This is a genomic window from Shewanella sp. HN-41, from assembly GCF_000217915.1.
Lineage (GTDB): Bacteria > Pseudomonadota > Gammaproteobacteria > Enterobacterales > Shewanellaceae > Shewanella.
In genome coordinates, this window is sequence record NZ_AFOZ01000033.1 from 48,338 (window position 1) to 72,337 (window position 24,000).

The following is a 24,000-nucleotide window of genomic DNA, read 5'->3' on the forward strand; positions in this document are numbered from 1 at the left end:
TGACGCGTTAGACAGCCCACCATTGGTATTTAAAAAAACACATTACTGGCTTTAGCTGCATCCGGGAAATACCCCGTCATCGCTTCACCCGTGTTAGGGTCGGAATAATATGGATTACTGGAGGAATAGACATAGTAATCATTCATACCATTTAACACATAAAGGTCTTCATCACCGTCATTATCGACATCAAAGAAGTCTGCATCCCATGCCCACCCAGTGGAAGAGTAACCTCTACCAATTTTATCACTCGCTTGGTAACGTAATGCGCCATTGGCATTTTGGCCTGAGATAAATAAATCATTACCTTCGACAACACGCATGTTCGCCAATTTATCAGGATTGAACTGCGCTTGAGTGTCCTCACTGGGTAACACATATTTTTGATCTTTATTCATAGTGACAATATTTGACACGTACACATCCGGTAAACCATCACCATTTAAATCACTTAAACTGAGATTCATGGTATATGAAGGCTTACTCGTGCCAATTTTAGCGGCATAGTCGACAAATCCTTTGCCTTGCTGGTTGATGTAATACGCATTAACACCAAAATCATTGCCCACTATCAGATCTTGCCAACCATCCATATTAAGATCGGTATGGGTGACAGCTTGACCCCAACCCGAGTTATTGGCACCCAATGCATCTTTAGCCTTTTCAAAAACAAAATTGCCTTTATTAATGAATAATTCGTTTGGCTCACCATTATCATTGCGGCGCTTCAATGTCGGTAAATTGCCCGTTAAATAATTGCCAAAATACTCGATATAGATGTCGAGAAGACCGTCGTTATTGACATCGAATGTGGTTGCTGGGCCACCTATGTGACCCGCACCGCCCAACTTGGCAATCTCGGTTTTCTCAGTAAAGGTACCATCACCATTATTGCTGTAAATGCGATGAGGTTCATCAACATAAGTGATCATAATGTCTTGATCGCCATCATTATCAAAATCGGCAATTAATGGCTGACGAGGTTCACCAGCAAGTCCGCCGACCTTTGGGCCTGCGCTACCTTGGCTAACGGCTCGCTGGCTCAAATTGCTCAGGCCAGATTTAACTGTCACATCTTCGAAAACATCACCACGATTTACATACAACTTATTGCCCACACCACTCAACACAAGTAAGTCGGTTAATCCATCCCCATTAATATCTTCTGCGGCAACACCGCCACCACCGAAAGCAGGTGGAATAGTAATAATGCCAGTATTAGTATCTTTATTAAGGTAGCTACGAAGTTGGCGACTTAACCAATCTGAAGACCGGTGCTCAATATTAATGTGCTGTTTATCGGTGACATTGGTAAAAAATTTAATTGCAGTATCAGTTTCTGTTGAGGCAGATAGAATCGTCGGTTTGGTCACTGGCTCGGGAACATATTGATGATAGGCATCAACTTGCTTTGCAATACGGTTATATGCTGCGGTCACAAAGCTTGCATCTAGCTCGCTGGCCCCTTTTGTCTTACCTTCTTCTCCCGCTGCACGTAGCAACAAAACCCCATAATGCGCAATTGCTTCGGTCAATAGCTCTGCGGCAAACGGATCCGCTTCGATGGTCACCCGGTCACCTAAATCAGCCAGAGCTTCTTTTAAATAGAACCAATGCAGTCCTGAATCACGAAACGAGTCCATGTCATAGGCTTCAATCTCAATTTGTTGTGCGTATGGATAATTGGGATAGAAAATCACATCTTCATATTCGTTAACACGATGAGGCAAAATATTATCCATCGCCACATCAACATCGGCCTCTTTAATCACCAGACCTTGTTTAACAGCCGCTTGTGATTGAAGATAAAAGTTACCTGCAAATGCAACCATAGCTTCGGTAAAATAACGGGTAAATTCCGCTGACTTTTGCGCATCTTTTGGCAAAGCCAACTTGGCAAAATAGACTTGCAGATTACGGGCAAATAACGTTTGATTAACTTGGTTGTATTGCTGAAATGCGGCGATTTTTAAATCAACAATTTCATTCAGCAACCCTGTTTTAGCCGTTTTGCCACTGCTGACCGTATTACCAGACACATTCTGTTTCGCATCGGTAAACTCAGGGAATAACCGCGCCCAACTTTGGCTAAGGCTTTTTTCAGTCACTTCATACTCATCAAGGCTACGGGCAATAAGATCGGCCTCCTTAAGAAGTGATAGGGTTACTAAATCCAATTGCCCTCGAATAAATTCGACTGCATCATCCGCCAAGGGCGGTAAGTTCTCCTCCATATCAAGCAGCGCATCTTGCTGTACAGCCAACATGGCCCTGAAGCTATAAGCAATAGAGCCGTAATGCTTCTGATCCCTTGAATCGACAACCACGCTCGCTTTTGGGGTAGTGACAGTCCAATGATCTTTCGATTCTGTCGCGGTAAACAACGAAGCAACTATGGGTTTAACATCACTTAAACTAATGCGTTCTGCACTAGGGTGCGCCTTTGCAGCAAGGAACCAAATTTCTCGGATGAGATGTTTCTGATATTCGGCTTTAGCGTAACGTGCAGCATCAGAAAGGGGGGTACCATAAATAAGACCTTCTAAACGGGTCGCTGTTGCATGGCATTTAGGATCACGTACGGACTCTAACTTTCCCATTAACCGCAATAAACCTTCATCGTGAACGGGCAAATCCGTCGCTGACATATTCGGATTTGTTTCCGCAATACTTGTGGCCATCGACAACAGTACACTGAGTGTCACTGCACTTATAGTAAAAGTCTTAATTCCCATAGACCAAATCCTTCCCCACTTGACACCTAATATAGGTAAAACACACAAAAATAGTGCAGGGCCAATAGCCCTGCACCCATTATAGTTATCTCAGCTAAGCAACATCACGACTAGCGACGGTTTTGAAACCGGCTGAACAAGCATATTACCAAGGTAAATAAGGCCCAAATGGGCAATCCACCACCGCTATTTCCCCCCTCTTTCGGGTCAATCACATCGAAGTTAACTTGATTCTGATTATTAGCCGCCCCTACGTCATATTCAAAACTTGAAACCATACCGCTGAGGGAAAATTCTCCCGTCGATATCGGCGTCAACCACATTTGAATATCAACGCTTTGAGCTACCTCAAGCGTTCCTATCGCACACCGGATTTTTCCATCACCTAAAACACACTCGTCAGGAAGTGTGGTCACAACCAAGTCTGACGGGACATTGATATCCAGCATCACTTCTGTCGCTTCAGCATTTCCCTTGTTCTGCACTGTCCAAGTAACGAGTGAAGTCTCGTTAATTCTCGGGAAACTGGCATCCTGAGCGTAAAGTGCCAAATCAACATCTTGACGGCCAATTGAACCATTGGCACTGACATACCATGCTGATAATCCATTTTGAGCATCAAACACCACAATGTCCAAATTGCCATCATTATCCAAGTCAATCAGTTCTAATTTTGCAATATCTGCACCCGTAATGATTGCGTTATCAGGTCGAATATCGTTAATGCCATAGTAATGCCAAATACTGACTCCTGTTTTAGTCAGCAATAATATTTCAGGCACACCATCGGCTTCCAAATCACGAACGAGAATATTATCAACATGGGGGAGACTCACATTGCTGACAACAAACTCGGCATCAAACGCATTGGCAACAAGTCGCCATCCATTCTTGTCATAAACGAATAGATCGAGCATGCCATCCTGTTCCAAATCAGCAGTGATTATTTTTTCACTCTGATTAGTCAAACTTTGCACAGTTGCCCCAACCCAAACGGTTCCGTTTAATTCATACAATACGGGAGTTTGACCTTGGTAAGTTGCTAATATGTTGATATTTGAGTTGTTCTGTACAAGATTCAGCGATGTCACCCCAGTCTCTAATACATTCTCAGCCATCGGGGCTAAGTTTTTCTTTGCTTTAGTAAGCGCAGGTAAAGTAAACGGCAACAACTGCACTGAGGTTGCGCCAGTTCCGAAACCAGAATAGATAGCAATTTGAGATTGATAAACACCCGCAAGGATAACCTCAGGACGACCATCCAAATTGACATCAGCCACAACGGCAATATCAGCAAATATTGCACCAAGGGACTCTTCCGAGGCGACTTCAAACGCTGCGGTCAACATATACGCCTTAGAAATGCCGCTTGCCCCGCCTGTTGTGACAATATCGGACAAGCCATCACCATTAATATCTGCGACCACTAGCGATGTCAGCGCGGAGGTGACAGGGACCCTCGAAGACTCAACTAACTGGCCTAACCCGTCATTTAGCAAGAGCTGAATATCTGAAGTTGCAGCCTGATAAACCAACAAGTCTGTAAACGAGTCGCCATTGATATCAACGGCGTATCCCGCATCCGCAGGCGTGCTCGACAAAATAGCACCAGGCAGAATCGCCAGAGTATTCGCAAGCAATATACTGGCGGTTTCTGTCGTGGTGACATCATTAAGATTATCGCCCACAAGACTAAGCTTCGCAGTACTGAACCCAGCAGCAATATCAACGACAGCAAAGCTGATAACGCTCGTCACTTGACCACTTATGGCTAACTCATCATTGAGCACACAGGTGATATGACCCGTAGAAACCTCACTACAAAACCCAGGTATAGACGACAGACTGAACTGAGCGTCATATTCGATTTCATAGGTAATACCTTTCGCTGCGGTATAGCCGACATTGTTGATCTCGGTAATCAAGTTAACATTTTGATTAATAACTGCGGGTGCAGGTGAGAAGTAGAACTGAACCGCGATCTCTGTATCGGTTGGCTGCACGACCTTCAAACTAAACTCTTGGGTCACTAACGTATCCACAATTCCATCCGTTAATCCCAAAACGATATCAAAAGTTTGATCGGCCGCTGACATGGGAGGCGTACCACTGAGTGAATTGCCACTCAACTGTAACCAGTCAGGACCCGTTAACAGACTTAACGTCAACTCACTGCCAACATCTACATCCGATACCTCAACCAAGTAGCGGTATGTTGCCCCTGCCTGCCCCTCCAGTTCCGGCTCAGAATCAAAAACAGGTGCATCATTTACATTGAGCACTTCGATACTAAACATTGGCAAATCAATTTGAATGGTGCCATCGGTAACGGAAATCATGACATCCTTCGTCACCCCAACATCATCGTTTGTCGGTGTCCCTGATAACGTCCCGTTACTGGTGTCGAAACTCGCCCAACTTGGTTTATTTGCAATAATAAAGCTCAAGCTATCCCCTTCATCTTCATCACTCACTGTGGGGATAAAAAGATAAGTTGAATCCTCTTCGACAGTTAGCGAAGGAGAGCCCTCAATAACGGGTTCATCATTGACATTAACCACTTCGATATCAAACACTGCTAAATTGACAGATTCAGTTGCATCAGAGACAGAAATGATGATTCCAGAAGTCGTGCCAACATCCAAATTGGTGGGAGTACCACTTAATTGACCCGTACTGCTATTAAAACTCGCCCAACTTGGCATATTGATAATGCTGAAAACTAAGCTGTCGCCGCTGTCGTCATCGCTCGCGATGGGGGTAAAGCTGTAGGCACTGTCCTCATTGACCGAGGTCGCCGGCGTGCCCGAAATCACCGGCGCGTCATTGGTATTGCTGACCGTGATACTAAAGCTACTGAGGTGGGTGGTGACCGTGCCATCAAAGACGCCGATCACTATGCCAGCGGTGGTACCAACATCGGCATTGGTGGGCGTGCCGCTTAATTGACCGGTGCTGCTATTGAAACTCGCCCAGCTCGGTTGATTAGTGATCACAAAGCTTAAGCTGTCACCGCTGTCCTCATCACTCGCGGTGGGGGTAAAGCTGTAGGCACTGTCCTCATTGACCGAGGTCGCCGGCGTGCCCGAAATCACCGGCGCGTCATTAAAATCATAAGTAACAGAATAATCCGCTGCAGTATTGCCATTACCTAGGCCATCTAAAGCAACATTAGCAGCAATCGCTAAATTCACACTCGCTTGGGCGATAGGATCAACACTGACGGTATATTGCTTACCATCGACATTGACAAAATTCGACAAATTAGCATTTGTGATCTGAATATCGGAAATATCAAAACCGGTAACGGTTTCGCTAAAATCCACCGTTGCAGTAAAACTGGCAACAACTGGACTTGATGGCCCTGAAATTGAAACTGACGGTAATAGGTCGTCATAAGTAATATTCAGTGTGTTAGACACACTATTCCCATTGCCAGCATTATCATTTGCAACACTATCTTGTACGTCTATGGATACTGTAGTTTCACCGGTTGCGCTAACTAACACTGAGTAGTTTTTGGCATCCAGTGCTTGGAAATTAGAGAGTGAACCGTTCAAAATCGTCAAATCACCCATCTCAAACCCTGTGACATTCTCTTCAAATAAAATGTTTACGGTAAAATCAGTGATCTGCTCAGTTGAATTTGAACTTAATGTCACTGTTGGTTTATGGGTATCAACGGCGAACACATCTGACGGTCCGGCTGCAGGCGCTAGATTTATCGAATACCGTGCAGTATTAGCTGCGATACTGATCCCCAGAGTCCCATTACCGCTAAAATCACTTAACGTAACAGTCGGCTGAGAAGTGTCACCATTTTGAACCGTGACAGTTGCAGCGCTCGCGCCAGAGGTTGAATTAACCGCAATATCCGACGCAGTCAAGTTGACCGTTTCAGCATCATTATAATCAATCACAAAACTCACAGGGGTCGAACTCACTAACATCGATGAAGGCGTACCAATGCTTAAACTGGGAGTGGGTACCAAAGGTGTTGTTTGGTATTCAAAGCTAATTTCTAATGCCGCGGTATTCTTCACGTTTGCATCAAGCACATCATCCGCAACACCAGCAGCAATATTTAATGTCACCATCCCATCAGATAAAGGCGTCACTTCAACTGTGTATTTTTTTGCCGACACTGGAGTAAAAGCATTGAGGGATGCGTTAACAACGGAAATGTCAGACACATCGAAGTTCTCTACATCGTCCGAAAAATCAATTGTCATCAAGATATTCGTATCTGATGTAGGGCTTGTTATGTCCACACCAGTCACTACCGACAGCGTATTCACTAAAAACGAGGCATACATTGGCTCAAAGGTGGTACTCGTTGCATCGACTAACGCCGTCACGGATGAACTAACGCTCGAATAACCATTTGCCATAAAGTTAGCTGGCAGGTTGAGCACAACATCAAAAGTACAACTTGTTGTGGGAGCGAGAGACCCACCTGTAAATGTCAAATTTTTTCCAGAAATGGTCGCAGATGAACCGACACCACAGACATCAGCCTGAGTTGTCGATACCACAGTCACTGCGGTATTGATATTTGCGAAGCTTTCGGTAAATGCAATCGACGAGACAGTAGCCACAGGATCGGCATTATTAAGCACATAAGTTAACGTCAATGGCGTGGCAACACTGCCGACACGCAATGAACTTGGCGAGAACGACTTAGATGCGGAAAATTGTGTCACTTGTAATGTTGATGATGCTGCAGATGAGGTTAAATTTACGCCATTAAGTGATGCGGTGAGAGCCGAACTCGAAAATGCATAATGTTGTGAACTCGCGCCACTCGGCACTTGCACCGAGACAGAAAACTGACACGTTTCGCCAATTGCCACATTCGCATTTGCTAATGCTATTGCTCCAGTCCCTGCACCGGTAACGGCAGAACTTTCACCACAGGGGGCATCAGGTACACTCAGTACTGTGATACCACTTAACACCGCATCTAAATCCATGTTGAAGCCAACAGCGGTTGCATCATACAGTGAACCAAAACTGTTTTGTATTTCAAAATTAATCGTCGTATTTTCCCCTGGTGACACTACGGCGGGGTTAAACACAAATGACAATTTGGGTGCAGTGATAATACTAAAGGACTGACTTGCAGAAGGAGCAACTGACTGAACGACCTGACTATTTATAGTGGCAGTAATTGCCCCTACTGACATTAAGTAGGTACCAGCATTAAAACTAGCTGGCACGGTGTAATCCACACTAAACGAACAAGTCCCCCCTGCAGATAGGCTGATGCCAGACACCGCCATTGATGGACCATCAGCAAAAGCCCCATTGTAGGTTGCAGTAGAGCCTGCACCACAAAAATCATTTGCAGGTAAAGTCGCAGTGAAACCAAACAAGTTCGATAATACGTGAGTAAAAGAAACAGACGAAGCAGCATTCGTACCGTCGACATTAGTTAAGCTATATTCGACAGAAATCACATCACCAGCGACAACCTCAGAAACACTAATCCCCCCCTGTTTAGTGTCTATCACCAAAGCGGGAGCGCTATTTACACTAAATGTATTAAATACATTGGCGGCATAGCTCGAATTTCCAGCATTGACGGTCGTGCCATTTAAGTCATAACTGATTGCGGATATTTCATTGGTATAGCTACCTGGAGTGGCATTAGCAGGAACAGTAACAGGTATACTAAATTGACAGCTTTCGCCCGCCGTAACGCTCGCCCCCGTTAAGCTAATCACCCCCGTACCAGTGACGCTTGAACCAACACCACATACATCTGTCAGTGGGGTGGTTAACGCCAATCCACTCAAAACACTCTCTAAGTTATCGGTAAAAGTGACATTGGTGGCATCGTAATTTCTATCGGTATTTCGCAAGGTCACATCTAACATCCCTTGACTACCAGGAACAAGATTTGACGGCGAAAATGATGCGGTAACAAATTTGATCGTTGATTCGAAGCTTGTGCTCACTTTACCAACAGCTACCCCACTCGTCGCATTCGTTATAGCAGCACTGAGTAAATTTTTAACGCCCGCAGAGTTTGAAATGACATCAAATTCAATCAAACAACTGGTAGTAGTGACGAAACTCGCTGTCGGAATAGTAAATGAGTTGCTACCCGATGCATTGGTATTACTAACACCACAATCGGCGCTGTAATTAAGAGGCGATGCTAAAACGACCCCATCAGAAAAAGTAATCACACCACGTGCGAAAGAGTAAAACGTACTAACATACGGCGGGAAATTCCCCAATTGCAGCGTGACATGATTCACGCTACCAACCGATAACTCAGCTTCAGATACCGATAGAGAAGCGGTAATAAGCGTAGGATCTACAGTAAACTGAAACGGGCCAGCTAACGGGCCAGCACCCAAATCTGAATTCAGCTCTGTAATATTAACATCAAGGACTGTCGCGGCGGCATCTATCACCACGCCCTTCATATCAAATGCAAATGTACATGAACTGCTATCGGCTAAGGTATAACCTGAGGCAGTGAGTGCTGAATCGTTGGACGAGTATGAACCATCACTGCAGCTAGTCACTACATTCAAAGGCACTGCAAAATCAAGGTTATCAGTGTCGGCTATGGTTGCCACAAAACCAATATTGGATGCGGTTTCACCGGTAGCATTAGAGAGCGTCAAGGTTAAGGTATTCACGTTACCATCACCGACGCTTGAATAAGTAAAAGCACCAGAAACCGTCAACCCACTAGGATCAGCCGCATAAACACTGCAACTCACTAGCGCTGTCAGCAAAAAACTACCTATACGATTAAACATTCCATTTACTCTCAATAGGTCGGGGATGAATTTCATGGTGAAACCTTGTAATGAATAATTCCATTTAGTAGTGATGCGAACGGCCGCCCACCACCAGACACATACTTTTAACAAATAATAATAACAGCAATTTATCAATTATCATGTTAAAAATTTACATGAGCATAATACCTTCAGGCTGCCATTGAATAATTTCAAATCCAACAAAAAACCATAACAAGTTGAATAAAAACAATAAAAATAAACAAAAAACCAAAAAAAACCATTTATGTACTTTATCGATAAAGGTCTAACCAGTAGACCTAGCAAAGCAATCGTTTGCGATTTGTTGAATAATGGTTAAAATTAGCTCAAGCAAAACAATGAAGGCTAAATAATGAAATCTATTGGCAAGCGGGCCCAAACGTACTTATTGGTGATTGGTGTTGGATTTGGCCTAATGCAATCGGTTTACGCTGGAAGTATCGTCGCCAGCGGTTCAACACTCGATATTGATAACGGAAATACCTTTAATGTGGCCACTATTACTATTGTTGGCCCTAACAACTTTAATAAGCAATTTCACCTTTACGCAGGCGAGACTCGATTACAAATAGATGAACTAGGTATTACAGAATCTGGCAATTACAGTTATCACATTCAATATACCCAACAGGGTAAAATTGAGTACATCAGTGATGCAAGCACTGGCCGTCAAAGCGCACCACGCAACACGGGCAAAATTCAGTCTTCATCAGGTTATTTCAATGTACTTGACGGTGAGTTCATAACAGAAGAAATAGCTGAAGCAAACCCTGAAATGAAAACTGAGCGCATTCAACCCGCTGATGTTTCAGAACTAAACTCAAATGTATCTAACGTGGCTGAAAGTTCAGCCGAACGCCATCAAGGGCAATAACATGAACATGCAACTAAAATATCTCCTCGCAGTGATCCCATTGGCTTTGTCTACTACTGCAAATGCCGATGTTGTCCATGCTGATGACGTCATTATCCAAAATAGTGCATGTATAGGGTTTGACTGTGTCAACAATGAAAGCTTTGGCTTTGATACCCTAAGACTCAAAGAAAACAATCTTAGGATAAAGTTCGATGACACCAGTAGTACAGGGAGTTTTCCTAGCAATGACTGGCAGTTAACCGCCAATGACAGTAACAGTGGTGGTGCAAATAAATTCTCAATCGAGGATATCACTGGAGGCAGAGTGCCTTTTACCGTACTCGCAGGCGCCCCCACTAATGCAATGTATATTAATAGCAATGGCAATGTGGGCCTAGGGACGAATAGCCCAGTATTGGATTTACATTTAATCAATGGTAACACGCCCGCGATCCGCTTGGAGCAAGATGGCAGTTCGGGTTTTTCCGCCCAAACATGGGACATAGGCAGCAACGAGGCTAACTTTTTTATCCGTGATGTCACTGGCGGTTCTAAATTGCCCTTTAAAATTGTCCCTGGCGCACCGAACAATTCACTCTATATCAACGCCAGCGGCAATGTGGGCATAGGTACGGCATCGCCCAATGGTAAATTAGTCGTTGCCAATGGCAACGTGGGTTTCGGCACTAGCTCTCCTTCGACCAAGTTGCACGTTGTCGACGCCGACAGTGCAAATCTTGCGACGAGCACCGCGTTATTAGAGAATACTAATACTGGATTAAATGCAGTCTTATTGGAACTAAAAAATCCAGGAGCGAGTTATATCAAGTTAACGAATGCTCTTGCTAGTCCCGTTGTCGGTTATTGGCTAATGGGAGCCAAAAATGATGGTTCCTTTGCATTACTGAATGATAAAAACTTCCAAGTTATGACAATAGATAATGCGGGAAACATGAATGTTAAAGGAACGGTGACTGCTAACAATGTTCTACTAACTTCTGATATTAACAAGAAAGAAAACTTCCAATCCATCAATGGCATCGAAATCCTCAGTGCCATTTCTAAGCTGGCCATATCAAAATGGAATTACAAATCTCAAAGTACTAGCGAGCAACATATCGGCCCCATGGCACAGGATTTTTATCAGCTATTTGGCCTTGGCGGCGATGATGATAAACACATTTCAGCCATTGATTCTGCTGGGGTATCTCTTGCGGCGATTCAAGCACTTTACGACTTGAACTTGAAGAAAGATCAGCAAATAGAAGAGCTATCCAAGCGCATTGCAGACTTAGAAAATAAAACCAAGTAACGAAAAACTAAACTCGATTAGAAGAAAGTATCACAAATGACTCAAACCTATGTTCATTAGGGTTTGAGTCATTTTTATATTCTAAAAGTGGTTTATGTTGAAACTAACTTGGCAATTAAACTCAATAGCTAAAGATGAATCAAACCTGACTCTAGTTGCTGTTGCAGTGACTTTATCGACAATAGATGCCGCTCCATTACATGAGGATAATTTTGAGCCGCTTGCTCAAGCGCTTCTCTGTTAAAAATCATGCCAACTTCAAGCGACCAATGGGTAAACACCTCATTCAGCAACTCGTTAACACTCGCCCTTATCTTGCCATAATCAATACTTGTTAAGACATCCGCTTTACGCCGCATCCGAATTCGCTCTGTGGTATGCCCTTTTAAAATCTCTCTGAACATATAACGTTCAATGCCATGTTTACACTTTAAATGACTCGGTAAACTATATGCGAACTCCACTAATTCTTTATCCAGCATAGGGTAACGAAACTCACAACGGTGATGGCGGGCGGCGATTTCCGTGAGCGTCATACGCCGTTGAACGCCGACCTCGATAAGCTCGCGATGATCTCGGGCTTGAACTGAGGTTCTATCCATAATGGCATAATAAGGTTTGGTTGTTTCCGCTAACCGGCTAGTGATCTTGGCTGTCAATATCGAATGATGAAACAAATCAGCCGACTGCTTAGCTAATCCCTTAACCTGCTGTAATCGCTTATTATGCACTTGAGGAAATTGATGCTGGATGAACAATCTCAGCAGGGCTTTTATCGGCTTGCCACCACGTCCACGTTGCTGACGCAACATTAACTGCCGATACAACCGAATATACTGACGCCCCAAAAACAACTCCTGAATATATTCGTCCCCATAGCCACTGACGCAATGATCTCCACCCCAGCCGGACAGCACAGTTTTACAGCCCTTTGACTGCGCTAAGGAACAGCGCGGATCAAACCAAGATGATATTGCAGAAGGTCCACCAAATGCCTCCACATAAGCACCAGCTCTTAAGATATTCACTTCTTCATCATGCCAAAGCGGCTGTACATTTGGCCATTGTTCGATTGCATCGAACAATTCTTGATAAACAGGCCCCCAAAGAGCAGCATTTTGCTTATTCAATGATTCACCATCAAATGACATGGTATATAAAGGCTTATCACCTAACAATCGGCTGGCATAACCCACCACTCCATTTGAATCTAAGCCCTCGCTCAATTCGGCGGCTATCGGGTATTGCGACACTAAGCGCCGCGCTACGGCTTGTTCAAATAACTCCGCCAGCCTAGCAATATATTCATCATCACTGAGTTTCGGTAGCACTTGCGGCTTTAATGACCAATAGGCTTCACAGCTATGCCCCTGCTGATTTATCACCAGTTGATGCGCCGCTGGGAGTGTGTGAATGGTATCAAAGGGAGAAAGAAACTCATTGCCAGTTGTGGGCATAAATACATCTGCTAACCATCTATGACTTAACTGACGTGAGACCACTAAACTAGGAACTAATAATGACTTATGTTCATTTGATACTATGACTCGCCCCGATTGAATAGCATAAAACAGCGACTTAACACCGAAATGATCTCGGGCACAATACACTTGCTGTTTTACCTTATCCCACAGGATAAAAACAAAATCACCGAGTAAATGGGAGGCGGTGTTTTCTTGCCAGCGCTGATAGGCCTTGATGATCAACTCACCATCACACAGTCTATCAATATCTTTGATATGAAGTTGAAGAGCCAGCTCATCGCGGTTATCGAGATGGGCATTGGCGACAATAGAAAATTGTCCACACTCACTCACTAAAATAGCATCTTGCTCAGAATTAGGCCGATTATACAGGCATGCTTTTGCTAACCGCACATCCGGCGCATGACTAATCTGCTGGACATGAACGGCATCGGGTTGCCAGTAATCACTGCACGCTAGCATCTCTTGCATGGCATTTTCGGGCAGCGATGTCTGCCAATCGATAGCACAATGAATAGTACTCACGGATTTTCCTTTAAGTTACAGCGACATTTTACTGGGATAACACAGCGGTGTAATTTGCATCTCGTCATCAAGGTAGCCCAACCTTTGCATCACGGTTGCATGGTCGGTGATCAGCTTATCGATCTGAGACTGAGATAAGGTATCTTGCCAATCCCCTACTATCCCTTTCCTAAAAAACGCTTTTGATTTCACAGGCCGTTCTTTAAAGCCATGCTTATCTTCTTGCGTTTTAAGCTTATCAAAATGGCACATGGCAATGGCTTTTTTGACCGAGTGCGCATCATCAGGTAAATGCAAAAATTGGCTAACCTTCGTAAAGCTAGCAAGTGAATTGCTCTGCATATCCTCATAACGCACTAACAACATGGGTAAATCACTATCTACCCAAGAGTTCACATGGTCACTCCAAGTTCCCATACGTTGCCGCACCTGTGGCTGATATTTTTTATCATTTGCCAGCAAAGCAAAATCGCGGGTGCCCATCATCTCTATGCTCCTATCAAGCGAAACGCCCATATGATTAGCAAACGAAATGGCCACGTCAAAGGGATTACGAACCACATAAAGCGCGCCTGCACAGGCATCGAGCGGACACAAGCGTTGACCCGAAGCACACATATGATTGGCATCATGGATCTTATGATAAGCAGGCTCAGTCAATTGGCTATGGATAAAACGATAAGCATCGCTACGGTATGACTCTATTTGTTCAACTGAATGTGATCCTAACTCCACGCCCAAACCATTCGCTAACCAGTGTCGGCTGCTGGCAATCGCGCCCGTTTGCAATTGATTGATATCAATGGTAGTGAGATCGGTCTTAGCTTGGTTTTGCATGGCAAAAATAAAACTTCTCAGCCAAGTATTCCCCGATTTTGGGTAAGAGGCGAGCCAGAAAATACCTGTAGGCATCACTAAACAATCGCCTCAAATGAATCGATAATAAACCGGCTCATAGCGTGAAGATTGGCTAATGACAGTTTTGCTTTACCACGACTAAGCCCATAAACAGGAGTACTGGCTAAAAAGACACTGCACTGCTGCATAAACAAGGCATCTTGCCCCATCGCCGTCGTGAATTGAGTCCGATAGCGATTGGCTTTTAAGGGGGCAAATTTACGCATCCCCTTAAACTCACTCAGCACACCGGCGAAAACATCTTCTTCCAGCGTGTCGCTTTGATCATCCTCTTGCTCTTCGCTTAAGCAATAAACAGCCACTAATGGGAATGCGCCTAGCCTTGCATTAGCATCCTCATTACCCATTGATGGCACTTGCGGCACATACTGTAACTTTGCCATTGTTGCAGTATGTGGCTCAGCCTCAGACAATTGCAAAGCCTCAGCAACATCGGGCCAGACGTTAAGCGCATGACAACCTCGAAGCACTTTCCCGTGAGTATCAAACACGCATACGTCATCGGATACCAATTGCCAACCTTGGGTCAACAATGTTGCCGCCAAGGTGGATTTGCCACTGCCGGAATGACCGCAAACAGCGATAGCGTTGGCATTTTTTTGCAGAACAGTGCCATGCAAGACGAGCTGGCCACGTTGTTGCATAACCACCGCAAGCATATAACCTTGGATATAAGTGATCACTAGCGCCATATCTGCATCGTCGGCAACAGCAACCTCAATTGACTGCCCATCGCGCACATAAAAATCAGCCAATCGAGGAATCGATAACAGAAAGCTTGATGAACTCAACCAACAGTAAGCGCCAACTTGATTCAAGGGAGCGACATCGACATCCAGTTTATCAACTTGTTTTATGGAAATATTTGTAGGGTGACTTTTTGGGAAACAAGGTAAATTTGTAAGAACGAAGTCACTATCAATGGTCAAATTATACAGAGAATAGTACACAGGGATCTGGTCAACCTTATATAAAAAAACAGCTGCGATTTAAGCAGCTGTTGTCACTTTTACCAATTGTTTATCGACAAGTTGCTGCAAAAAAAGAGTGGTGTCGGCTCGACACACATCTTCAGTCACATCAAATAAAGACATCAGTTCAACAACTAGATCATCAATGCTCTTTGGTGATGCTAATAACGACCAGATCTGAGTCGCAAACGAATTCAGTCCAAAATATTTCCCTTGCGACACATCCATCATCACTAGCTCTCCATCCATTAGCGCTGTAGTAAGCAAATCATTCTGAATATAGAGAGTCATACTAAATCTCAATCAAGAAGGTGCCGATAAAAAAGATTCATTAGTACCTGTAGCCTTCCCTTCTGTGTATCCAGCAATGTTTATTTCTTCAATCTCAGGTTTTGACCATGCCGCTTTTACCGTTTGTTCTACAGCTAGACCGCTTTTGTTCATATTATCTTGTTGCATCTAGATGACTCCCTATTTAACTATTTATTGACTATTTAAATGCCAGCTTTCCGACGCTCTTAATCCACAGCAAAGCGCTATCGTCAAATGCATTGTAATTCCAAAAGATTACAAAACTGAATGGGCTAATTTTCACAAAGTATAGCGAAGTTTGCAAGTCAAAATGTGAATCAATGGTTAACCACCTGTGAACCTCAAGGGCTAAAAATTGACCAACTGACGACCAATTCATCTTTTGATGCAAACAAGCACAGCTAAAATGCTACTTATAATGAGATAGACTTATCAGCAAACGCCTCTGCTTGCTCGCTATGACTCACAAGCACTATCGTCATTATGTGCCGCTGTTGTTGCAATGTTAAAAAAATCTGTTTTTCTGTTTCACTATCGAGGGCATTAGTCGCTTCATCCAAAATCAACAACGGCCGTTTGCGGATTAACGCTCTGGCTAATACCAAGCGCTGACGCTGGCCACCCGATAACTGCACGCCTCGCTCGCCAATAGGCGTATCTAGCTTTAGTGGCAAATCCGCCACAAAAGCGGCACAACACAGCTGCAATGTTTGCCATATCTCATCATCGGAATAACCTTCACCCCACAAAATATTGTCTCGAATACTGCCGTCGAACAAAAATGGCTCTTGCGACAGATAACTTATTTGCTGGCGCCATGAATGATGCGCGCTAACACAAAGAGGCACAGCATCTAGCATCACGGCCCCCTCACTTGGCGTTAACAAGGTTGCCAGTATATCGATGATCGTTGTTTTACCTTGACCAGATGGACCTTTCAGTAAGGTTATCTTGTTAAGGGGGAATTCAATTGTCCTGTTTTTCAACAAAGGTTCACGCCCTTGGTATGCAAAACTGACGTTATCGAGTGCTAAACTCCGTTTCGGAAATGCAATCTGACTCGATTGATTGGCTTCGTAACCTTGTCGATTACTGGCGATGGCATGCTCAATATCACTAAAAGCAGGTAACATATGCAATAAACGTTGTGCGTTGCCTTGCAAGTCAGACAGCATTGGCATCATACGACTAAACATCACGATTAATACGATAAGCTCAGCAACCCCAAGTTGCCAAACCTCAAACCCTAGATACACCAGCAGACACAAAAGCGATGCACTCACCCCTTGAAAAGCCAACTGCTGTAAGGCGGTTTTATGCTGATAGGCTTGCTGATTTTCCCGCAACTCTTGCTGGCTTGCCACAAAGGCATCGAGCTGTTGTGGCTCATATGCACAGGCTTTAACGGTTTTCATCCCGTTTAAAAAAAACATCACCCGCTGGTATAACTGTTTATTGCTGTTAGTCAGCCCTATACCAAATGCCGCAGCCTGTTTAAAAATACGACGAAACATGAGCAATACCACTGCCCCGACCACACAAGCAATAAGCAACGCTAATGGTGCAACCAAGATAGATACGGCGACATAAACAACAAGCAAAATCACTGTCGTCAGCATTTTTAAAATATAAAAGGTGGCCATACCGACACGATTCACGCCATTGGTCAGCTGCTCAAGCTCTTGATGTTGCTGAGAATGGATCCTTTGCGACCAACTTGAATACAACATAGATTCGAATAATGTTTTTCTCAGTTCATCTGTGGTGTGAAGCCGTATCCGCGTCATGGCCATCTCACGCCAATAGACCAATGCTGAGCGTGTTAGCAACAAGATTAAAAAAAATGGCAAAATCACTTTGAGGGAAATGAGTTCTCTATCGAAACTCGGCAAGCTCGCAACCCAAGGGGGAATGGGCTGGCTCGGATCGGACATCAAGTTGACCACGGGGACCAACATCAAAATACCTATGCCTTCGGTAAAACTCCCCAATAGCAATAAACCAAAAGCCAACAGCAACAACTTAGGGACTGTTTGCCATAAGCTGGCTAAATAACCTTTGAGTGACGATAAAGTCGCTGACATTAACATTCGACACCCTTTCGGCTCTGCTCAGCAGACTGAAGCAAACATGTTATTTTTTCTATTAGATCCATATTCAGTTATCATATCCTGCGTTATTAACACTCGATTCTATCCATTGGAGAGCAAAGTGTCCCAAGAGCTTGTTTATCGCATATACGGCATGAACGTCGCAACATCACTCCCCTTGCCCGCGCTGAAAAGCCCTCTCCAAGCTGAAGTCTCCATCCTGCGAGGTTCAAACCCAGATATACTGTCGGCAGCATTTTCTGCCAATCAAAAGCTACAGTTTGATGGTCATCGCGCGCTATTGAATCAACCTCTGTTCGGTAAACTGCTGATAGAGAAACAAGGTAACATCACACTCGATTTTCATCCGTCACTGAGTCAGGCGCATACCATCACCGCCATACAAGGCTCAGGACTCGGGACTATGTTACATCTGCGCGGACAAATTCCCCTTCACGGTATGGCCATTGCCACCGATAAAGGCGCCATTGTCGTATTAGCCGATAGCGGCTCGGGTAAAAGTACCTTGGCAACTGCCATGTTGCTCGCAAACCTGTCGGTGTTTACCGACGACATTGTTGCATTGCAACCAGACAAGGATGGCGTTTTACAGATCCAACCGGCTCATCGACGCTTAAAGCTATCACAACCACAACTTCATACACTCGGCATTGACACTTCAACACTATCGAGTACCGCACCTGGTATCGGAAAATTTGGCTGGGATATACCAGAGGATCAATTTGCAGACGCCCCCATGCCAATCATCAAATGTCTATTTTTAGCCCCAGCAAGAACTAATAGCGCACATGCTCAAATCTCAGCCATCGGAAAACTTGAAGCCTTTCAACGCTTGCGTCAAAGTGTCTATCGCCCTCGACTCATACGCGTATTTGACCATGAACAATCATTCTTTTCGTTAAACCAACGCCTTCAACATCAATGCCAAAGCTACACAATGCAGTTGCCCGAACTCGATAAATTCTCATCGCTCGCCCGTTATGGGGAGCGCATCGCCAATCAGTTGCTATCGTTATGATGATTGGCTAACGATCTATTACATCGTTTTCAAAAACACAGGACTAGATTGACACAACAAAGGCAATAAGGGAGCTTCTCTCACGCTCTGTAGCACATTGAGCCCCCAGTTGAGGTTTCCCTCTAATAACACAACACCGTTTGGCGTGATCACGGCATCCCACCCCACAGTATGCACATCCGCACACAATCGATGAGCCAACTCAATCTCGGCTAAAACGTCAGGCCAATGGGGCAGACTCACCTTCGTTTCATGGCACTCCCAACCCAATGCCGCACAATGCTCTGCATCCAACACGGCGGTTCCGCTAACCAAATCAACGGCAAACACCTTAAAACGCCGATGGGTGTCGTCATTAAGTTCTAGGTTAGCAGCGACAAGCGTAAACTCTCCCTCATTCATACCACTCACGATTCTTAAGGTGATGGTTTTATCACTCAGTTGCCATTTCGCCATTTGAGGATGATGTTCAAGTAAGGGCTGAACAAGATACTCCCCCATAGGCAAGTTAGATTTTAGCGATTCGAGCCCTTGCGCACCTTCATAGATAGCTTCAGCATATTCAAACCGCCACTGCTCAGGTTTTGATATTGTCACACAGCCCTGACTTCGCGAGGCGGCCTCTGGCTTAATAAATATCTTCGGGGCTATAACTAACCAATCATCTATTGGCCAATGTACTTGCAGATTAACATTCGCAATAGTTGCAACGGGATGACCTCCCTCCGCCGATAATCGTTCGGCAAAAATACCTTTACAGCTTAAATATGACCGAGACGCTTGGCTAATGGGATGCGTTTGAAAGGCATGATGAAAATGGGGTAATTGAAAATCGAATACGTATTGCCACCAATGCTGCGGCGCCACCCGATAGAGTTTACAGTGGTAATAATCAAATCCCGAAATGCCCTGCCCTAACCCCGCAGCCAGCAATCCAGAGACCTGCTGCCAAATGGGCACACCAGCATCAACCGCTTGTTGCCGAAGTCGACGCATTGCGCGGTACATCACCACCCAATGCCAACATAAAAACCATGCCAACAATGACCAAACAAACACACAGATTAACCAAGGCCTATGCTTAAGACTTCGCATCATCACCTGACGATGTACCGCAATATAACCATTACAAGGTAATAAATAACGCCAACTATAGCGAAAAAGTGGTCGTCTTCGTAACAACAAGGACCGGATACGTATAAGGAATTTATTAATCACTTAACCATTCGCCTCTATACGAGCATCACATTTTGAACCATAACAGCCGACCACTGAATGGTGAATAAACCCATTGCCTCCACTGACAAAAATAGTACTACAGCACACCCACGCATGAGCTTTAAGGCTCGAGTCATCTCGACGTAAACCAAAATATAAACGGTAGGGTAAACCGTACCAACCAAGCCAAATTCGCGCGACTATAGCCTGCGCAAAACAGTTAGCCTTCCACGGGCAATACCTGGCGGTATTAACGACTAAACGAGAGATTTGCTTCGCTCGTTGCATATCGGAGGTAGTTAAAGCAACGCTAAGGTTTGGTATGTTATGTTGAGCATTTTCACTGGCTACCGACACGCCTAAATAAGGGGCAAGCCGAGCAAATGGAAGCAGCAACACGGTTAGCCTTGCGAACCCAAGTAACAACCAAGTGGGCACAAACCTGACTTGATAAAAGGGTTCCCTAGAGGCAAAAGCTTTGAGCTTTTTAATCACTGTTTTCATCTGTTGCAACTAGGCCCCTAATAATTTTTTCTTGGTATATCGAGAGAGTTTTCTGAAGGGGAGTAAGAAGCTAAGCAAACGGCCATCGCCGGAGGCGTAGCGATTGATAAATGCGACATCGGCATCGTTTGGACAAAACAACAATAAATGTATCGCTTTCAGTCTATGCTCAAATTGGCCATTCATTAACATAGGTAACAGCACCCTCTTTAATGAAATCAGTGAACTGTATTCATCCAACCAGGTGCCCATCACCCAATCGCTGTAACTTGTTAATCCGATAAAACGTTTCGGTTCAACAGCAATACCAAGGCATTGCGCCATTAAATATTCACAGGCAATAACTTGGCGCACGACACCAAACTTTTTTGCATCTCGCCACTTTTGTTCATGCCAATTTGGCATCTGCTGATTAAGCTTGTCGTAATAGCAGGCTAAATCAATCAACCACTTAACTCGATGACAATTGGACTTCATGGCATGAACACACAAATACAAATATTCAATCACACTTAAATCAGTATCGCCCACCAATAATGCTGTAGTCACAGTCTTAGAAAACGCTGTGTTTTCGTTATTAACGCGGGTATGTAGCTCAATCACAGGCAACCCTGACGCTTGATAACTTTTGTCCTTAAAGAAGGAGCCTCGAATAACGCGACCAGGCGCAGTATCCGTAAATGCATCATTTAGTGGCGTATAACCATAGTCAATTAAGATGCGCTCAGCCGCTATCACATCTTGCTCAGAAACCAATAAATCAATATCTCTCGAGTAACGGCCATTTAAATCGCCATACAAGCGCAAACTTAAATCAATTCCTTTAAAAAATTGATACTTAACGCCAATTTCATCCAAGGCTTTACAGAGCTCAGATTGCACTTTGAATTGTAAAAGTGTCTGTCGCTGTCGACGAGCACTCGCCTCTTGCAACCATTGCCTAAAATCTTTGGAAAAAAGATGAGAGTCGAGTTTTGACATTGCCGCAGCAACCAAATTCCACACTCGATGGCGGTTAATCAACCACTTTAGTCGCTCTTCATTGATGCCATCAGCCAGCTTGGCTGCTAATGTTTCAGTGGTTGTTTTGGGATAACACAACAATAAAAAGGTTTGCAATAACTGTTCATCTGACAATTTCATCATAATCTTCATTCAGGGCATCCTGTTAACATAGAATACACAATTGATGCCAACAATTACACCCTAAAATGCTGTGTAAACATAGGATTGCATAGTTCATCTTTGAGGAATGACAGTCCATTGTATTAGGGATTTAAATAACACCTCAAAAACTGGATTCCCGCGTCGATAACTGCTCCTGCACTCTTTCTAATTAAAGAGTTCTATCTCCTGCATCTGACCACCATGGAGGGTGGAAATGTCATATTTTGTCTGAAACAAAATAGATCATGCCGTCGTTCGAGGGAATGACAAAAAGCGCGGGGGAATGACAGGGGAGATTGGATTCAAACTTGCGAGGGAATGATGGAGGTATTTGAAATGACGAAGGATAAAAGCGACCGAGCAGCTGCGCCCTAGATGACCGAATACTTAGTTTACGGTGGACGGATTACGGAACGCTCGCAAGCTCACCCACCATCAGGGCGAAGCCCGTGCTGTTACCCGTAAGACATGCAGTGACGTTCAGTAGTCGCAAAGCGGCGTTCTCAGCCCCTAGCAGTGAGTTCACAAGCGTTCTAGCAGATGCGAAGCAACGTCCTATCCAAATAGTGTGCAGAGCCCCCTAGCCCAACCTTCCGTTTTGTTTAACGATCCAAGCTACGGTTTTTCTAAGGCCAGAACTAAAGGATTCTTGTGCTCGCCAGCCAAGTTCACGCTCAAGTTTGCTTGCATCGATTGCATAGCGTACATCATGGCCTGGACGGTCACCAACATGTTGTATTAAATCACGAAAACCCATACCTTTCATGGCCAGAGACTGCGAATGAGTGGGCACTAACTCCTCTAATAAATCGCAAATTTGCTGCACCACTGTAAGATTAGTGCATTCATTTGATCCACCAATATTATAGGTTTCCCCAAGTTGCCCCTCAGTGGCAACTAAAAATAAAGCCTTAACATGGTCATCTACATACAACCAATCCCGCACCTGCTGGCCATTGCCGTAAACGGGCAGTGGTTTTCCCAATAACGCATTATTCACCATTAAAGGGATCAACTTTTCGGGATACTGGAAAGGGCCATAATTATTGGAGCAGTTAGTAATAACTATCGGTAAACTATAGGTACGATGCCAAGCACGAACAAGATGATCCGCCGATGCCTTACTGGCTGAATAAGGAGAACTGGGCTCATAGGCGCTGGTTTCACTAAATAGTCCTGTCTCGCCAAGGGAGCCATAAACCTCGTCGGTGGAAATATGATGAAATCGAAAACGGCGCTGTTGCGCTTGCCCTAAAGTTTGATAGTAACTACGACATGCCTCAAGCAGTGTATATGTCCCCACGATATTAGTTTGAATAAACTCCGCGGGTCCATCTATCGAACGATCCACATGGCTTTCAGCCGCTAAATGCATCACAAGATCGGGGTGGAATTGCTGCAACACCTGATCTAACCTTGCCCTATCGCAAATATCTGCCTGCACAAAATGATAGCGCTCACTATCAGCAACACCAACTAGGGACTCAGGATGGCTCGCATAAGTCAGCTTATCGAAGTTGATCACCACAGACTCCGTTTGCTCAATCAACATACGAACCAAAGCCGAACCAATAAAACCTGCACCACCCGTAACAAGAATTCGCATATCACCTATCTCTGCAAACAAAGGCCTGAAAGCAAAAAAGCCAGCAAGTATACAACATAAAAACAGGGTGGGCTTCGAAAAGCCGAACATATCGCTGACGGATTACGAAACGCTGGGCCGACGGTGAACGGATTACCGATTGCTGATTGCTGATTGCTGATGACGGAACACAACACTGACGGAAAAGCCTCGTACTTTGTTCTTACACTGTCATCCTCACTCTTACGCCGTCATCCTCGCCATCATCCTCGCTCTTATGCCGTCATCCTCGCGCATGCGGGGATCCAGCCCTTGCCTTTAAGTCACTACGCTTAAACCATTAAAAGACCTGAGTATGGATTCCCGCGTTCGCGGGAATGACGAAGGAGTATGCCGTCATCCTCGCGAACGACTGCATGGTCAATTTTGTTCCATACAAAATATGACATTTCCACCTCATGGTGGTCNGATGCAGGAGGTG

15 protein-coding genes are annotated in these 24,000 nt (G+C 44.5%); 3 read left to right on the forward strand and 12 right to left on the reverse strand.

Annotated features, from left to right (window positions below):
• Nucleotides 1-29 precede the first annotated feature (29 nt).
• Entirely contained in the window at nt 30-2,735 is a 2,706-nt protein-coding gene (locus tag SOHN41_RS12680) for an FG-GAP repeat domain-containing protein (protein ID WP_007649555.1), read from the reverse strand.
• Between the two features lie 110 nt (nt 2,736-2,845).
• Complete coding sequence (locus SOHN41_RS12685) at nt 2,846-9,514, reverse strand: putative Ig domain-containing protein (protein WP_007649556.1); 6,669 nt, start codon at nt 9,512-9,514, stop codon at nt 2,846-2,848.
• 376 nt (nt 9,515-9,890) lie between these two features.
• On the opposite strand from SOHN41_RS12685, the gene SOHN41_RS12690 reads away from it, so the two are divergent.
• Both SOHN41_RS12690 and SOHN41_RS19630 read left to right on the forward strand, forming a co-directional pair.
• On the forward strand, nt 9,891-10,412 hold the full coding sequence (locus SOHN41_RS12690; RefSeq protein WP_007649557.1) for a hypothetical protein: 522 nt from the start codon (nt 9,891-9,893) through the stop codon (nt 10,410-10,412).
• Nucleotide 10,413: 1 nt separating this feature from the next.
• On the forward strand, nt 10,414-11,706 hold the full coding sequence (locus SOHN41_RS19630; RefSeq protein WP_007649558.1) for a tail fiber domain-containing protein: 1,293 nt from the start codon (nt 10,414-10,416) through the stop codon (nt 11,704-11,706).
• A gap of 128 nt (nt 11,707-11,834) precedes the next feature.
• On the opposite strand, the gene SOHN41_RS12705 is transcribed toward SOHN41_RS19630, so the two are convergent.
• From SOHN41_RS12705 to SOHN41_RS12730, 6 genes are all read right to left on the reverse strand, one after another.
• The gene (locus tag SOHN41_RS12705) at nt 11,835-13,715 is read right to left on the reverse strand and encodes an asparagine synthetase B family protein (RefSeq protein ID WP_007649559.1); all 1,881 of its coding nucleotides are present in this window, start codon (nt 13,713-13,715) and stop codon (nt 11,835-11,837) included.
• 15 nt (nt 13,716-13,730) lie between these two features.
• Entirely contained in the window at nt 13,731-14,627 is an 897-nt protein-coding gene (locus tag SOHN41_RS12710; RefSeq protein ID WP_007649560.1) for a sulfotransferase domain-containing protein, read from the reverse strand.
• 2 nt (nt 14,628-14,629) lie between these two features.
• On the reverse strand, nt 14,630-15,388 hold the full coding sequence (locus SOHN41_RS12715; protein ID WP_139058381.1) for an AAA family ATPase: 759 nt from the start codon (nt 15,386-15,388) through the stop codon (nt 14,630-14,632).
• 234 nt (nt 15,389-15,622) lie between these two features.
• Nucleotides 15,623-15,895, reverse strand: a complete 273-nt coding sequence (locus SOHN41_RS12720) for a PqqD family peptide modification chaperone (RefSeq protein ID WP_037459050.1) — start codon at nt 15,893-15,895, stop codon at nt 15,623-15,625.
• A gap of 12 nt (nt 15,896-15,907) precedes the next feature.
• A complete protein-coding gene (locus tag SOHN41_RS20165; protein WP_007649563.1) occupies nt 15,908-16,063 on the reverse strand; it encodes a hypothetical protein in 156 nt (51 codons plus the stop codon).
• Nucleotides 16,064-16,329: 266 nt separating this feature from the next.
• The gene (locus SOHN41_RS12730) at nt 16,330-18,000 is read right to left on the reverse strand and encodes an ABC transporter ATP-binding protein (RefSeq protein ID WP_158091850.1); all 1,671 of its coding nucleotides are present in this window, start codon (nt 17,998-18,000) and stop codon (nt 16,330-16,332) included.
• A gap of 127 nt (nt 18,001-18,127) precedes the next feature.
• Here SOHN41_RS12730 and SOHN41_RS12735 point away from each other — a divergent pair, with 127 nt between their 5' ends.
• A complete protein-coding gene (locus tag SOHN41_RS12735) occupies nt 18,128-19,045 on the forward strand; it encodes a hypothetical protein (RefSeq protein WP_007649565.1) in 918 nt (305 codons plus the stop codon).
• 18 nt (nt 19,046-19,063) lie between these two features.
• On the opposite strand, the gene SOHN41_RS12740 is transcribed toward SOHN41_RS12735, so the two are convergent.
• The 4 genes from SOHN41_RS12740 to rfbB all read right to left on the reverse strand — a co-directional run bounded on the left by SOHN41_RS12740 (nt 19,064) and on the right by rfbB (nt 23,540).
• Nucleotides 19,064-20,104 carry a sugar-transfer associated ATP-grasp domain-containing protein gene (locus SOHN41_RS12740; RefSeq protein WP_158091851.1) on the reverse strand — a complete coding sequence of 347 codons (1,041 nt, stop codon included), beginning with the start codon at nt 20,102-20,104 and terminating at the stop codon, nt 19,064-19,066.
• Between the two features lie 159 nt (nt 20,105-20,263).
• Nucleotides 20,264-20,767 (reverse strand): lasso peptide biosynthesis B2 protein, encoded by a 504-nt coding sequence (locus SOHN41_RS12745; protein WP_037459066.1) that lies wholly within the window; start codon nt 20,765-20,767, stop codon nt 20,264-20,266.
• Nucleotides 20,768-20,776: 9 nt separating this feature from the next.
• Nucleotides 20,777-21,922, reverse strand: coding sequence for a nucleotidyltransferase family protein (locus tag SOHN41_RS12750; RefSeq protein ID WP_007649569.1), 1,146 nt, complete (start codon nt 21,920-21,922; stop codon nt 20,777-20,779).
• 592 nt (nt 21,923-22,514) lie between these two features.
• Nucleotides 22,515-23,540: a dTDP-glucose 4,6-dehydratase gene (gene rfbB, locus SOHN41_RS12755; RefSeq protein ID WP_007649570.1), complete on the reverse strand. Its 1,026-nt coding sequence runs from the start codon at nt 23,538-23,540 to the stop codon at nt 22,515-22,517.
• Nucleotides 23,541-24,000 lie beyond the last annotated feature (460 nt).